This window comes from Streptococcus sp. 1171_SSPC (assembly GCF_001069335.1).
GTDB classification, from domain to species: domain Bacteria; phylum Bacillota; class Bacilli; order Lactobacillales; family Streptococcaceae; genus Streptococcus; species Streptococcus xiaochunlingii.
This window is the reverse complement of record NZ_JWAK01000012.1, coordinates 11,727-26,526: the sequence shown is the minus strand read 5'-3', so window position 1 is coordinate 26,526 and position 14,800 is coordinate 11,727. Positions and strand designations below refer to the sequence as shown.

12 protein-coding genes are annotated in these 14,800 nt (G+C 39.0%); 5 read left to right on the top strand and 7 right to left on the bottom strand.

The genetic code is table 11. The features are described from left to right. Positions 1 to 189 precede the first annotated feature (189 nt). Genes ADF75_RS01120 through ADF75_RS01110 form a run of 3 tightly spaced genes read right to left on the bottom strand, consistent with a single transcriptional unit; the run spans position 190 to position 2,384 of the window. Positions 190 to 879, bottom strand: a complete 690-nt coding sequence (locus ADF75_RS01120; RefSeq protein WP_048788836.1) for a hypothetical protein — start codon at positions 877 to 879, stop codon at positions 190 to 192. Beyond that, a complete protein-coding gene (locus ADF75_RS01115) occupies positions 863 to 1,672 on the bottom strand; it encodes a hypothetical protein (protein WP_048788835.1) in 810 nt (269 codons plus the stop codon). The genes ADF75_RS01120 and ADF75_RS01115 overlap by 17 nt, the downstream gene beginning before the upstream one ends. Position 1,673: 1 nt before the next feature. Further along, a complete protein-coding gene (locus ADF75_RS01110) occupies positions 1,674 to 2,384 on the bottom strand; it encodes an ABC transporter ATP-binding protein (RefSeq protein ID WP_003007544.1) in 711 nt (236 codons plus the stop codon). 158 nt (positions 2,385 to 2,542) lie between these two features. Between ADF75_RS01110 and ADF75_RS01105 the strand changes: the two genes are divergently transcribed. Together ADF75_RS01105 and ADF75_RS01100 are read left to right on the top strand one after the other, a co-directional pair. After that, on the top strand, positions 2,543 to 3,214 hold the full coding sequence (locus ADF75_RS01105; RefSeq protein WP_048788834.1) for a response regulator transcription factor: 672 nt from the start codon (positions 2,543 to 2,545) through the stop codon (positions 3,212 to 3,214). Beyond that, positions 3,199 to 4,272: a sensor histidine kinase gene (locus ADF75_RS01100; protein ID WP_048788833.1), complete on the top strand. Its 1,074-nt coding sequence runs from the start codon at positions 3,199 to 3,201 to the stop codon at positions 4,270 to 4,272. Before ADF75_RS01105 ends, ADF75_RS01100 begins: the two co-directional genes overlap by 16 nt. A 107-nt stretch (positions 4,273 to 4,379) precedes the next feature. Here the strand turns inward: ADF75_RS01100 and ADF75_RS01095 are convergent, their stop codons facing one another. Then, entirely contained in the window at positions 4,380 to 5,327 is a 948-nt protein-coding gene (locus ADF75_RS01095; protein ID WP_048788832.1) for a CPBP family intramembrane glutamic endopeptidase, read from the bottom strand. Positions 5,328 to 5,592: 265 nt separating this feature from the next. Between ADF75_RS01095 and ADF75_RS01090 the strand changes: the two genes are divergently transcribed. From ADF75_RS01090 to ADF75_RS01080, 3 genes are all read left to right on the top strand, one after another. Beyond that, entirely contained in the window at positions 5,593 to 7,797 is a 2,205-nt protein-coding gene (locus tag ADF75_RS01090) for an ABC transporter substrate-binding protein/permease (protein ID WP_048788831.1), read from the top strand. Further along, positions 7,797 to 8,537, top strand: a complete 741-nt coding sequence (locus ADF75_RS01085) for an amino acid ABC transporter ATP-binding protein (protein ID WP_048788830.1) — start codon at positions 7,797 to 7,799, stop codon at positions 8,535 to 8,537. The genes ADF75_RS01090 and ADF75_RS01085 overlap by 1 nt, the downstream gene beginning before the upstream one ends. 152 nt (positions 8,538 to 8,689) lie before the next feature. Next, positions 8,690 to 9,844, top strand: coding sequence for an MFS transporter (locus ADF75_RS01080; protein WP_048788829.1), 1,155 nt, complete (start codon positions 8,690 to 8,692; stop codon positions 9,842 to 9,844). Between the two features lie 38 nt (positions 9,845 to 9,882). Here the strand turns inward: ADF75_RS01080 and ADF75_RS01075 are convergent, their stop codons facing one another. The 3 genes from ADF75_RS01075 to ADF75_RS01065 all read right to left on the bottom strand — a co-directional run bounded on the left by ADF75_RS01075 (position 9,883) and on the right by ADF75_RS01065 (position 14,668). Next, complete coding sequence (locus ADF75_RS01075) at positions 9,883 to 11,619, bottom strand: ABC transporter ATP-binding protein (RefSeq protein ID WP_048788828.1); 1,737 nt, start codon at positions 11,617 to 11,619, stop codon at positions 9,883 to 9,885. Further along, positions 11,616 to 13,352 carry an ABC transporter ATP-binding protein gene (locus tag ADF75_RS01070; RefSeq protein WP_048788827.1) on the bottom strand — a complete coding sequence of 579 codons (1,737 nt, stop codon included), beginning with the start codon at positions 13,350 to 13,352 and terminating at the stop codon, positions 11,616 to 11,618. Before ADF75_RS01070 ends, ADF75_RS01075 begins: the two co-directional genes overlap by 4 nt. Before the next feature lie 116 nt (positions 13,353 to 13,468). Then, positions 13,469 to 14,668 carry an MFS transporter gene (locus ADF75_RS01065; protein ID WP_048788826.1) on the bottom strand — a complete coding sequence of 400 codons (1,200 nt, stop codon included), beginning with the start codon at positions 14,666 to 14,668 and terminating at the stop codon, positions 13,469 to 13,471. Positions 14,669 to 14,800: the final 132 nt, after the last annotated feature.

Here is a 14,800-nt window from a genome sequence, read left to right as displayed (position 1 = left end):
TTAAATCGGGATATGTCCGAATTACAACATCATTAATTGGACACGCATTAGCATGAAAACTAAACAAGACTCTCGCAATTACTTCGAAAGTCTTGTCTTTTATTCTAAAACCATGAAATACGTAATTAACATCAACGTCATTGATTTACAAAATTAGCAAGGTTTGCTCATCAGTATCATATTTATTTACTACTTAACCTCTTGATTCCTTACCAAGAGGTAGAGAGTTACTCCAAGTGAACTTACAAGTCCAAAAACGTAAATACAGAGTTGCAAATTGGAAGCACTACCTAATATGGTATCCGCAACAATATTATAAAATAGATAATTAGTCAATGGTTCCACTACTCTTTCTATGAATGGTTGTACTAAAATAGGAAATAGCAATAAAATAGCTAAACTCCCCATTGGACTTTTGAAAAAATAGCTTAAAAAGTAAGAAATCAAAAAGTATTGGATGGAGCCAATCAAAAAGAAACAGAAAAATTCTATACTGACACCATTTTCGCTCCTAAAAAAATGAAACCATATAAGCAGTACAATGTAATATAAGGTTGATTGGAGTAATACATCAAATAACTCTATGAACAGGATCCTAATTGAACTTAAGATTCTTTTTCCACTTACCAAGTAAACTAGTTTTGTTTCGTGTGATTGTAACTCTACAAATGCATTAACACTCCCAATACCAACAGAGAGCATTGATGCAAAAACAAGAGCTTGCTTTAAAGATAATTCTACAATTGTACCATTGATTGCAACTGGTAAAATACTTAAGAGACACACAAAACCTATCAAAAATGACTGTATGGTTATCTGGTACTTCACGGGTTTTAAACTATATTTTTTGACGATAAGACTTCTAAATAGACTTGCCATTCTTCCTCCCCATTCGAATCTTTTCTACAACCATTATGAACACCAAGAACAAGATCCCTTCTACTATTAAAAGTGTAATTCCATACAATTGGCTCGTTTGAGTCCCTTCAATTCGGCCAAAAGCAAATGATTTTGCTCCAATCAATGGCAATAGATTTTCTATTTTAGAGGAAATTCCTCTTAGAATACCTGATAAACTGATAACCAATAATAAAACATCTGCAATTAATGCAGTCATTGATTTTTTCGTTACGATTACGAAAAGTAAAGCTAATAAAGTAAGAACGATTGCAAATATCATAACTCTTACCGTGACATCTAAGAACAAGGTCAATTCTAAATGATTCTTTAGAGTTGAATCTAGAAAAATGAGTAAGATAACAGCATTTACTATAGAAATTATTAAAGTAGAAAGTAACGATAGGACAATCGAACTAACAATAAAACCAGTAAGACGAACTTTCCAGTTTGGGATCAATAACTGAGTAAAATTATCATCACCAAATTGGTAATGGGTTGAATAAACAAGTGAAACCAAGATTGGCAAGAAAATAACACTTGCTTGGTAGGGGGAGGATAAGAGGGCATCCCTAACTGTATAGACTGGATTCGATGATAACATAGATGGATCAAGGTTAACTGCTCGGCCATTTCCTTCTACTAAGGCATTTATCACCTGGATATTTTGAATTGTAAAAAATATGCTGACTCCCAAAATAAGAAAAAAAGTAAATTTAAAAGTAGGTAAACTACAATATTTATAGAGGTCACTAAAAAAGGAACGCTTCAACATATTATGCACCTTCTTTCCCTTCGAGCGCCTTAAAATATGCTTCCTCAAAAGATCCAAACTCTTTCAAAATGTCTTTTGTAGGAGCATCAATAACGATCTTCCCATTAGAAATACCAACCAAATGATCTACAGTTAATTCTAACTCACTCATATAATGACTTGTCATTAAGACAGTTTTACCTTCATTGACAAAAGATTGTAAAAAATTGCGTACCCAGCGTATACCCTCTGGATCTAGTCCATTGATTGGTTCATCTAAAATTAAGATATCAGGATTTGCTAATAAGGCTGTTGCTAAACCAAGACGTTGCTTCATTCCTAATGAATAGTCTTTTACTTTTTTATTTTTAGCTTCACTTAACCCCACCAACTCTAAACATTCCTTGCACCTATTTCTATCAACCCCACAGGCCAAGCCAATCCACCGAAGATGCTGAAATCCAGTTCTGGTCGGGTAAGGTTGGCAACTGTCAAGGAACGATCCAACAATACAAAAAGGATTATCTCCCAATTGAGAGTATTTTTTTCCATCGATCAACGCCATTCCCATTTGACTATTTTCTAAACCAAGTAAAATTCTGATTAAAGTTGATTTTCCAGATCCATTCGGTCCAATCAATCCAGTAATCTCACCTTTCTTAGCTTTGAAAGACACGTTTTGAAGGACAATTTTATTATTATATTCCTTATGTAGCTTTTGAATTGTTATCATTCATTCTTTTTCCTTTCTGACTTTTAGTGAAATTCCACCTTCACTTGGAGCAAGTATAACAGGAGAAAATCAGGAAAATCTCAGAATAATAATTTTTTTCATTTCTAACAAATTGCATTCCATATTTGCTATAATATGCTCATATAATTGGAGGAACTATGAAGTATAAAATTTTAGCCATTGACGATGATGAAAAAATCTTACGATTAATAGGGAATGCATTAGAAGCAAACAACTTTCACGTGGAAACTCGTAAATATATAGAGGAAATCAATATCTGTGACTTTACTGGATTCGATCTAATTTTACTTGACGTTATGATGCCTATTTCTGGTTTAGAAATCTGTCGCTCCATTCGTTCACAAATTGCTACCCCAATCCTATTTCTAACCGCTAAAGATTTTGAAGAAGATTTACTAAAAGGGATTCAAGCTGGGGCAGATGATTACATCACAAAACCATTCAGCATTAAAGAATTAATTGCAAGAATTCAAATGCATCTTCGTAGAGAAGAAAGATCACATCATGCCTCTAAAGAAGAGATGGATTCAAATATAACTTTTTATCGAGATAGTCAAGAAGTTTATTATCAATCAAAGAGAATTTCATTAACTAAGCGAGAGTTTGATTTACTTTATCTTTTAGCAAAAAATAAGAACCGAATATTTAGCATAGAAGAACTGTACAATTACCTCTATCCTGTAGACTCTGATGCACAACTACGATCCATTACTGAATACATCTATCAAATCAGACAAAAATTTAAGATTCATCAAATTGATCCCATTAAAACAGTATGGGGAGGAGGATACAAATGGAAAAAGAATTGACAATCAAGCAACTCATTAAGCGTACCTACCTTAAAATCATGTGGCAATTTCTTCTATGTCTGATACTTTTTTACATAGTTCCAGCTCTTCTATCTTCTGTGTCTGGAATCAATGAGAAAAACGTCAATCACTTTGCTTTATTTTTTAGCGTCAGTTCTTGGATTTATCTTTGCATCATTTTAATTTTTATCATTGTAATAAATATTAGACAATTATTAACCAAGATTCAAAAAGAAATGAACATGGTTTATCATAGTGGTCTATATTTCACCAAAAATGAACATCACCATTTGCAGATTAAAGAATTCATTGAAACAAACGATCTGATCGAAAAAATGCAATCTGAAATAAAAAATAGAATTCAAAATGAAAAAGATCAAAAAAAAGAACTCATGTTTCAAGTATCTAGCGCTGCACATGATCTTCGAACTCCTCTAACTGTCATCAGAGGAAATGCTGAATTCTTACAATCTACCAAGCAAACACCCCAAATAATGGAATGTCTAAAAGATCTTGAGCAAGCAAGTATTCAGTTAAACGAGTATTTTGATCACTTCATCCAATACTCCAAAACCTTTTATGACCATGATATTCAACTTGAAAACATATCAATTAAACAAGTAACTTATCAATTGAAAAATCAAATCACTCCTTTACTCCCTAGAAATACACAATTTGTTTTTACAAACACAGTAACCCCATCGACCCAAATTGCAATTCATTCCAATCTATTTTTCCGTGCAATCACAAATATTATTAATAATGCAATACAACATCAAAAAGAAAATGATGCGCAAATCCACCTAACAATTTCACAAGAAAATAATCGATTAGTTCTAACTATATGGAATAATCAATCTAGTTTTTCAAAAAATATACTACAACATGCTGGAAATCTTTTCTATAAAGATGACCAAGCAAGAACACCCTCTCAAGAAAGTCACTATGGACTTGGTTTATCTTTTGTGAAACGCGTCATGAAACTCCATAATGGAACGATGCATTTAGAAAATATTAGTAATGGTGCACAAGTCAAGCTAATTATTCCCATTATATAAAACAAACCGAACTCATCATTAGGTGTTCGGCTTGTTTTATATGATTGATAAAAAAGACCGGCACTTTTGCCAGTCTTCGTTTTTATTTTCATTTCCTATCAGCCATTTCACACTTGTTCATTAACAACTTTTTCTCTTCTTTCACCTAAGCGGTAAACAATCACGACGGATAATAGAAGAACCAAAGTGGTAATGATTGATCCTTCTGCACCAAATGCTCCTCCTGTTAGCCAGTCAGGTCCTGATCCCATGGTAAAGCTAAAGATAGACGCATCTGCGCCCGTCCCACTGACTTGAAAACCAAGGAGATTTCCTTGTACATAGTTCCAAGTACCGTGTTGAGCGACCACTAGCCAGATACTATCGGTGTAGACAAGGAGCAGACCAGCTAGCACCCCATCAAGGACAATATTCAGTACGGATAAGAAGGTCACTCCTGAATTTCCCAGATGGAGAAAGCCAAAGAGACTACTAGAAATCGCGATTGCTAAAGGCAAATTAGTTCTTGCTGCAATCCGAGTGAGGAGCCAACCCCGTGTCGCTACTTCTTCAGTTCCTCCTTGAAGGAGCCAAAATGGAAATAAACCGAGAATAAAGAGAATGGGTTCTAAACTTAATTCATTAAGCTCAAAAGATCCAATACCACCCAACTGGTAGACAAGGGCAATCACTCCCATTTGAAGAAGAGAAAGCAAGATCCCCCAACCTAGATACTTAAGCCAATTCCTTTTTACAAAACCTAAAGTCGATAGAGGATTCTTCTCAATGAACTTCACCCAAAAAATAAAGAGTAAAAGAATAAATACAAAACTGAAGAGCTGATAATAGAGAATATAATGGTAGAAAAATTCTTGGACACTTGCTCCCCCATTGCCTGGTGAAAAGAGCTCTACTAGAAACCATAATCCAATTGAAAAAGGTCCAAGTAATTCACTCCCAAGCCAAAGCCCTCCTTCGACAAATAGATAGGTTAAAAACACATAGAATAGTGTAGAAACAAGTACTGGCCATGAGGTGTTAGTTTTTATATCTTGAATAATGTTACCTTTCTTCATTATCTTCCTCCTTTTATCTTATAGTTTTATTGTAGCAAAGAAAATCAGAGACTGCAATATTTAACGATGTTAGAAAACCTAACATCGACTAGTTAAAATTCTTGATTTTAATATTCATTTGTGGTATGATAAATCTTGTAAAAAATAAATGATTGAAATTCATACTTGTTTTCAGTATGAATTCTTTGTTTTTTTAAAGCCCTCTTAGGGTATCCCTTCCATTGCTCTTCTCGAGACCAATGGATTAGATATAAAGGAGAACGAAATGAAGAAAAAAATAGTAGCATGTTTGCTTTTCTTATTTCCACTATTCGCCTTTGCGAGCCAAGCACAGGCTGAAACTGTTAAGGTCGTTTTCGATACGGCATATGCACCCTTCGAATTTAAAGACTCAGACCAAGTTTATAAAGGAATTGACGTTGAAATTTTGGACAAGGTCGCTGAAATCAACGGTTGGACATTAGACAAGTCTTTCCCAGGCTTTGATGCGGCTGTCAACATGGTCCAATCCGGCCAAGCCGATGCCATTATGGCAGGGATGACCAAGACCAAAGAGCGCGAACAAGTCTTTGCTATGTCTGATACCTACTATGATACAAAAGTCGTGATTGCGACCAAGAAAGCTAATAAGATCACTTCCTATGACCAGCTCAAAGGCAAAACAGTCGGTGTCAAAAACGGGACAGCTGCGCAACGCTTCCTTCAAAAGAACAAGGACAAGTACGGCTATAACATTAAGACCTTCGACACCAGCGATCTGATGAATAACAGTCTATCAACTGGTGCAGTGGATGCCATTATGGACGACCAACCTGTTATCGAATACGCCATTAAGCAAGGACAAGACCTTTCTATTAATATGGAAGGAGAAGCTGTTGGAAGCTTTGCTTTTGGGGTCAAAAAAGATGGGTCCCATGAAAACCTTATTAAACAATTCAATACTGCCCTTGCTCAAATGAAAAAAGATGGTACGCTAGACCAAATTATCGAAAAATGGACTGGCAGCAGCCAATCATCATCTTCAACAACGACTACCGCCAGCACTTCTGCTGTTCCAGAAACGAGCACTGAAGCCGGCCAAAAGGCGACTCCTAAGAAGAAAAAATACAAAATTTCTAGTGATTCCTCTTTTGCTCCCTTCGTCTTCCAAAATGATCAAAGTAAATATACTGGGATTGATATGGAATTGATTAAGGCGATCGCTAAAGATCAAGGCTTTACTCTAGAAATTAGCAATCCCGGATTTGATGCCGCGGTCAGTGATGTTCAGAATGGAAATGCGGACGGAATGATTGCCGGCATGACTGTGACAGATGCGCGTAAGGCAACCTTTGACTTTTCTGATCCATACTATACAACAAATTCGATTCTTGCTGTTCAAGAAAGTAGTAAAATTTCTTCCTACGAAGACCTAAAAGGAAAAACAGTCGGTGTCAAAAATGGTACTGCTTCTCAAACTTTCCTCGAGGAAAACAAGAGTAAGTATGGCTATAAAATCAAAACCTTTTCAGATGGGGCTTCTATGTATGATAGCTTGAACTCTGGTTCTGTAGCTGCCATCATGGATGACGAACCTGTGATCAAATACGCCATTAAACAAGGACGTAAATTCAAAACACCTATCGAAGGAACTCCAAGTGGTCAGATTGCCTTTGCTGTCCAAAAAGATTCTAATCCTGAATTGATTGAAATGTTTAACAACGGTTTAGCCAACTTAAAAGAAAGTGGCGAATACCAAAAAATCTTGGATAAGTACCTTTCAAGCGATAGCGAAGAAAGCACAGAATCTACTTCAGTGGATGAAACGACTATCTGGGGCTTGCTCCAAAACAACTACAAACAATTGTTAAGTGGACTTGGGGTCACTATTGCACTAGCACTTCTATCATTTGCGATCGCTATGGTGATCGGAATCATCTTTGGAATGTTCAGTGTGAGTCCTTATAAATGGCTTCGTTGGACTGCTGAGATTTTCGTCGATGTCATCCGTGGTATCCCACTGATGATTCTTGCTGCCTTTATCTTCTGGGGAATTCCTAATTTGATCGAGTCCATGACGGGTCACCAATCCCCAATCAATGACTTCCTTGCAGGTACGATTGCTCTCTCACTCAATGCTGCTGCTTATATTGCTGAGATTGTTCGTGGTGGGATTCAAGCCGTACCAGCTGGACAGATGGAAGCTAGTCGAAGCCTCGGGATTTCTTATAGCAAGACCATGCGCAAGATCATCTTACCTCAAGCAACCAAACTCATGCTTCCAAACTTCGTCAACCAATTTGTCATTGCACTGAAAGATACGACGATCGTGTCAGCTATCGGTTTGGTCGAGCTCTTCCAGACTGGGAAGATTATCATCGCTCGAAACTACCAAAGTTTCAAGATGTATGCGATCCTTGCCGTCTTCTACCTCGTCATCATTACCTTATTGACACGCTTTGCAAAACAATTAGAAAAGAGGGCTAACTAATGGCTAAATTAAAAATTGATGTCCATGACCTCCACAAATATTACGGTGAAAATGAGGTCCTAAAAGGCATCTCAACAAAATTCTACGAAGGAGATGTGGTTTGTATCATCGGACCATCTGGTTCAGGTAAATCAACCTTCCTACGCAGTCTTAACCTTCTTGAAGAAGTAACTAAAGGACAAATTACTGTGAACGGCCATGATCTTACTGATCCAAAAACCAACATTGATATCGTCCGTGAAAATGTCGGGATGGTTTTCCAGCACTTCAACCTCTTCCCTCATATGAGTGTTATTGAAAACATCATGTTTGCTCCTTTAGAGCACAAACGCATGAGTCGTGAAGAAGCTAAGGAATTAGCGATGGAACTCTTGGAAAAAGTTGGACTGGCTGACAAAGCTGACGTCAGTCCTGATAGTCTATCAGGTGGTCAGAAACAGCGGGTGGCCATTGCGCGTGGTTTGGCAATGAAGCCAGACGTCATGCTCTTTGACGAACCGACTTCTGCCCTTGACCCTGAGATGGTCGGAGATGTACTAAACGTTATGAAGGACTTGGCTAAACAAGGCATGACCATGATTATCGTTACCCACGAGATGGGATTTGCCCGTCAAGTGGCCAATCGTGTCATCTTTACGGCTGATGGAGAATTCCTCGAAGACGGCAAACCAGACCAAATCTTCGACAATCCACAACACCCACGTTTGAAAGAATTCTTGGATAAAGTCTTAAACGTTTAATAAAAATAAAAACTGGAGCTTGACCTCCAGTTTTTTTCTTCTTCCAAATATGAAAAATATTAAGAAATTTCATTTAAATAACTTGCTAAATGAATCAAAAAACTATACCATAGTAGAGTGTCAAAAGACGTAATAAAAGAATGTAGGTAAATATGAAAAAATTATTAGAAAAAGTTAGTATCCTTTCTTTATCTCTGGTACTAACAACTTCTTTCTCTATCTCAAGCGCACTTCCTTCCATGTTTAATTATTACAAGGATTTACCTAAAGGCCAGATTGAACTCTTGGTATCTCTTCCATCTGCTGGTATCATGGTCACCTTATTTTTAAATACTCTTATCGAGAAGTTTTTAGATGAAAGAAAGATGATTGTTACCGGTCTCTTGATTCTTTCCTTTTTTGGAATGATTCCCTTCATCAACCAAGCTTATCCGATTCTTTTTCTTTCACGTTTAATTTTTGGGATGGGAGTCGGATTGATCAATGCAAAGGCAATCTCCATCATTAGCGAGCGCTACCATGGTCGCGAAAGAATCCAAACACTTGGATTTCGTGGTTCTGCTGAAGTAGTCGGAACTGCATTAGTCACCTTATTAGTTGGTTTTCTATTACAATTTGGTTGGACTGCAAGTTTCTTAGCTTATGGAGCTGGTTTAATTGTTCTCTTCCTTTTCTTAACCTTCGTTCCTTATGAAAAACAAGAAGAAGAACATCATGCTTCTGCTAACCATAAAGAGTCGCTAAAAAAAGAAGAGTGGAAATTAACCATTATCTTAGCTCTTGTAGCCGCAATGATTGTCTTATGTAATGTCGGTGTTACTCTTCGCATACCAAGTATTGTTGCTTTTACCTTCAAAGAATCATACAACTCAGCTAGTCTCATCCTAAGCGGTATGCAACTAATTGGTATCCTCGCAGGTCTCACATTCTCTGGACTTGTCCATACCTTTAAGAATAAGCTCATTACATTTGCGGGTATTGCTTTTGGCCTTTCATTAATTGCGATAGCTCTATCTCCTAGCATTCCTTTACTTGGAATTTCTGCTCTCTTCTCAGGTTATACCTATAGTACATCCCTCACAATGGTCTTTCAGATTATTTCAGAGAAGATCCCTGCTCAACGCTTGAATCAAGTTACTTCTGTTGCCGTTTTAGGTTGTAGCTTTGGAGCAGCCATGACACCTTTTGCTCTAAGTACCATCGGATTCATCTCCGAGAGCAATGCTTTTATTTTTACTGTATTAGGTATTGCAATGGCTCTCCTGGCCTTCTCTCTTCTCTATCTTTTAAAAGATCAGCAGGATTAAATACAAAAGACTGGACAAAGATCCAGTCTTTTTCTGTATTAATTACTAGAAAGTTGGGCAGTTTGCATTTTGTAATAAACACCTCTTTGAGTCATCAACTCCGTATGATTCCCGTGTTCGACAATATTTCCATCTACCATAACTAGGATGAGATCCGCATTTTCAATTGTAGATAGACGATGGGCAATCACAAAGCTCGTTCGACCCACCATCAACTTATGAAAGGCATCCTGAATGAGCAACTCTGTCCGCGTGTCAATGGAAGAGGTCGCCTCATCTAGGATCAGAATCTTAGGTACTGCAAGAAAGACTCGAGCAATGGTCAGAAGCTGTCTTTGTCCTTGAGAGAGGGAGTCTCCAGCATCTGCTAAATAAGTATCATAGCCATCTGGAAGCTGTTGGATGAAGAAATCAGCATTGGCAGCTTTTGCTGCTTGGACCACTTCTTCCTGACTAGCATCTGGGCGACCAAATGCGATATTCTCATGAACCGTTCCAACTTTGAGCCAAGTCTCTTGGAGAACCATCCCAAACTGCTTGTGGTAGCTAGCAAGACTATAGTCACTTACAGGTACTTGGTCTAAGAGTAGGCGACCTTGATCCACATCATAGAATCGCATGAGAAGATTAATCAATGTAGATTTCCCAGCCCCAGTTGGACCGACAATAGCTACCTTACTAGCCGGCGGGATAGAAATGGAGAGGTCCTTTATGAGGGTCTGATCAGGGCGATAACCAAAGCTGACATGATCAAATTGGACTGCTCCTTTGACAGTCTCTTCTTGCAAGTCTCTCTTACCACTTTCTTTCACTTCCTCTTGGTCTAGGATACTATAGAGGCGCTCTGCACAAGCTAAGGCGCTCTGCAGTTCAGCAAGGACAGAGGAGATGTCATTGAAGGGTTTAGTATACTGATTGACATAGTTGAGAAAGGTCACCAACTGACCAACTGTAAAGCCAGTTCCAGATAGGATACGGAAGGTACCAAATCCCGTCACAAGCGCATAGATTAGGGCATTGACAAAGCGCGTCGCTGGATTAACGGTGGAGGAGTAAAAAATCGCTTCTTGAGAGTAACCAGCATAGTCTCCATTAATCTCGATAAACTTCCTATGAAATGCATCCTGAGCATTAAAGGCTTGAAGCAAGCTTTCTTGACTAAGAGATTCTTCAATCATTTGCGTCTGAGCCCCACGCGCCTGGGTCTGCATGCGAAAGAGATGATAAGAACGCTTGGCAATAAAACGGGCGATAAAGAGAGATAAAGGAGTCAAGATTAAGACCATCCCCATCATCATCCAATCTAATCGGGCCATACTCGCGATGGTCACTAGAATCGTAAGAAGACCAACAAAGAACTGACTGAAGACCATGAATAAACCATTGTTCAGTTGTTCAACGTCCGTGGTCAAGCGACTGACCAAATCGCCAGTACCTTGACGATCCAGGTAAGATAAGGGAAGGACATGCACTTTCTGGATGACCTTCTCCCTTAAGTCCCTACTGTAGCGATAGATCATCTGATTGTAGATTAAAGGATTCAACCATTGAATCAGCGTTGCAAAGAGAATCACTAGACCCATTTGCAGGATAAGTGTGGGCAAGAGGTGTGCTGCATCAGGGAGGACCACTAGGTCCACTGCCCGCCCGATCAAGATGGGGATATAGACGGTTAACAGGACTTGCAAGATGGTTCCCAGACTGGCTAAGATTAGCCAAATAGGCTGCTTGGCTATATCAACAAGCAAGCGCCCTAAATAATTCTTCTTTTTCATTCTGCTCCCTCCTCTCTCTTCTGTTGGGAGAAATGAATCTCTTGGTATAAAGGATTCGTTGCCACCAAGTCCTCATGACTTCCTAGGCCGACTTGACGACCTTTATCTAAGACGAGAATTTGATCAGCACTTCGCAGACTATTGGTCCGTTGCGAGATGAGGATGAGACTTGTCTCCGTCAATTCCTCTTTTAGAGCCTGTAAGAGTCGTGCTTCTGTCAAATAGTCCAAGGCAGATGTAGAATCATCCAAGACCAAAAATGGAGCTTGGCGAAGGACAGCCCGAGCGATGGTTAAACGTTGCCGTTGACCACCAGAAAAATTCCGTCCAAAAGCTTCTACGGGAGCCTCTAGTCCTCCCTCTTTCTCACGGACGAAATCAGCTGCTTGCGCAACTCCCAAGGCCCACCACAACTGCTCTTCGTTCGGTTCCTCATTTAATCCTAATGTTAGGTTTGAACGAATACTCCCTTTAAAGAGCTCTGCTTTTTGAGGAACTACTGCTACCCAGTCACGCCATTGACGAAGAGTCTTTGGACTCTGACCATCCTTAAAGAGACTTACACTCCCGTGGCTTGGGCTATAAAGATGCCCTAGCAATTGAACCAGAGTCGACTTCCCAGCTCCTGTCCCTCCTATAATTCCCAAGGTTTGTCCCTTCTTTAGTGATAAATCAATACCCTCTAAGGATGGTTTTGCAGCTAAAGGATAGGTAAAGACAAGGTCTTGGATCTGGAGGGCCAGTTGAGGATCAGAAACAGATACATCATCCAACTCTTGATCCAGCTCTTCACTTTTCTCATCAAAGACCTGGACTATCCGACCAGCAGCAATATAGCTTTGGTTGAGCGAGGTCACCAACATGGCTAACTTCAATAATTCTGTTAAGATTTGAAGCAGGTAATTAACCAAAGCAACCAACATTCCTTGACTGAGGGTCCCCATTTGAATAGAGGCTTGCCCTTGCCAAAGAATACAAAGCAAGGTTCCATTCACGACGAGGAAAGTCAAGGGACCGATTAAACTAGACCATTTAGAGACCACTAATTGCCACTTCGTATAGTCTTGGTTGACCTCATTAAACTCTGCTTCTTCGTGAGCTGCCTGCCCAAAGGCGCGGATAACCCTCATCCCTTGAAACTGCTGACGCGTGATGGTAACCATCCGGTCCGTAATTTTCCTGATGCGCGCATAAAGAGGATTGACCAGACGAGACATAAGGACAATGATTAGGGTTAAGAGAGCAACCATACCAATAAACCACAGGGTCAGTTGCGGACTAATGGTGAAGGCCATAAAAATAGATCCAAAAACGACAATCGGCGCACGGAGAAATAGACGTAAAAATAGATTAATCCCCGTTTGAATCTGATAAGTATCACTGGTTAAGCGCGTCACGAGACTTGAAGTGGTTAAACGGTCTCTTTGCTCCTTAGACAAGCTAAGAATCTTCTCATATAGGTCATTGGTCAATTCCTTGGTATAGCCTACCGCTGCCTTCGAAGAAAAATATTGGGCCGTTATCGCTACAAGAACCCCAAAACCAGCAAAAACAAATAAGAGACCAACCAGTCCAAATATCCCCCCTTGATCCTGAAGGGGGATAAGCTGATCGACCAGATGGGCAATTAAAAGTGGAACCAGTAATTCAAAAGTTGCTTCTAACAACTTGAAAAACGGTCCCAGTATGGTTTCTTTTTTATAATTCCTGAAGTATTTCAATAAGTCTTTCATACTAGTCATTTTTCTTTCTAAAGGATGTACTTATTTTACCACAATTTAGAAAGAGAGAAAAACTCTCCCTGCAAAGCAGAGAGAGTTGAAAAACGACCCAATGTACGTCAGGAATATTATTCCATCTTTGTCCCCTTATTTAATAGCTTGCCCATTTTCCCTAATCCAATCATTAAGAGAGGGAAAGATAGGAGGGTCACAAGGCCTAGTACAAGGAAAACAGCTACAAATCCACAAGTGTCAATCAACCAACCAGTCAGAGGGAAGATCACAATCATAGACAAACTAAACATCATCGAATTGATACTAAGCATGGTTGCTCGTACACTGGACGGTAAATAAGCTTGTAAATCATTGTAGTAAATGGGTTGATACACTGCATAAAGGGCATTGGTCAAGAGATAAACACTCAGGTAGGAGAATGGAGTCCTCCACCCTACCAACAGCAAGGCCAAACCTGTCAGTAAAACCAAAACTGGAAAGACTTGATTGCTCTTCCATTTCTTCCCGATTTGACTAGCTAGATAAACCGCTAGAAGATTAAACCCACTACCAATCAACATGATGAGCGAAACTTGCCAACTGGCTAGGTCGCTGATTTTCTGTTGGTAGTAAAAATAAAACATACACATGATGGTTCCTACCAGTTGATAGGTAAGCATCCAGTAAAACAAGACTGGTTTCTCCTGCCATTCTTGTTTTATAACCACCAATATCCGTTTTAAGGTCAAGTGATCTCTTTCACCACTCTTGGTTTCTGGCTCCTTCATCAGAAAAATCAAGAGAATGGAAAGCAAGGAAAGCCCAATAGCAATCAGGTAGGTCCAAGCCAATGCTCCATGAACAAAGAAGCCTGCCACAACGGTACCTAAAGTTCTGGTGACTTCGGCCACACCAGACAAAAAGCTAGAAATCTGAAGATATCGGTCCTTTTGACCCGCTTCAACCGCCGAATCATATAAGAAAGCGGTATTGGTTCCCGAGTCAAAATTGTAAGACCAAGCATTAACCATCATGGCAATCGCATAAATCCAAAAATTGCCCTGACCAAATAGAATCAAGATAGAAGACACAATACTGGCCAAGCGAGCCAAATAGAGATTGGTCTTATAACTAAATCGGTCGGCCAACATACCGGATGGGATCTCACACAAGAGACTTGTCCCATGAAAGATACTCTCTAATAGACCGATTTGAAGCAAGGAAAGACCATTTTGGATAAAAAATAAAATCCAAAAGCTAGTAATTCCAAAATAAGATGTAAATTCCAAACCTGCTAGGAGTGAAATATTGCCTTTGTAAGTTCTTTTGAACATTGTTATTCCTCTTTCAATAGATAGTTTGACTGTTTCTAAAAGACTTACTTAGAGTTGCCTACATTTTCTCCACCTCTTTCATTTAAAGTGAGAGTGGGACAGAAATCGGTAATTCGTTAGAATTCGATTTCG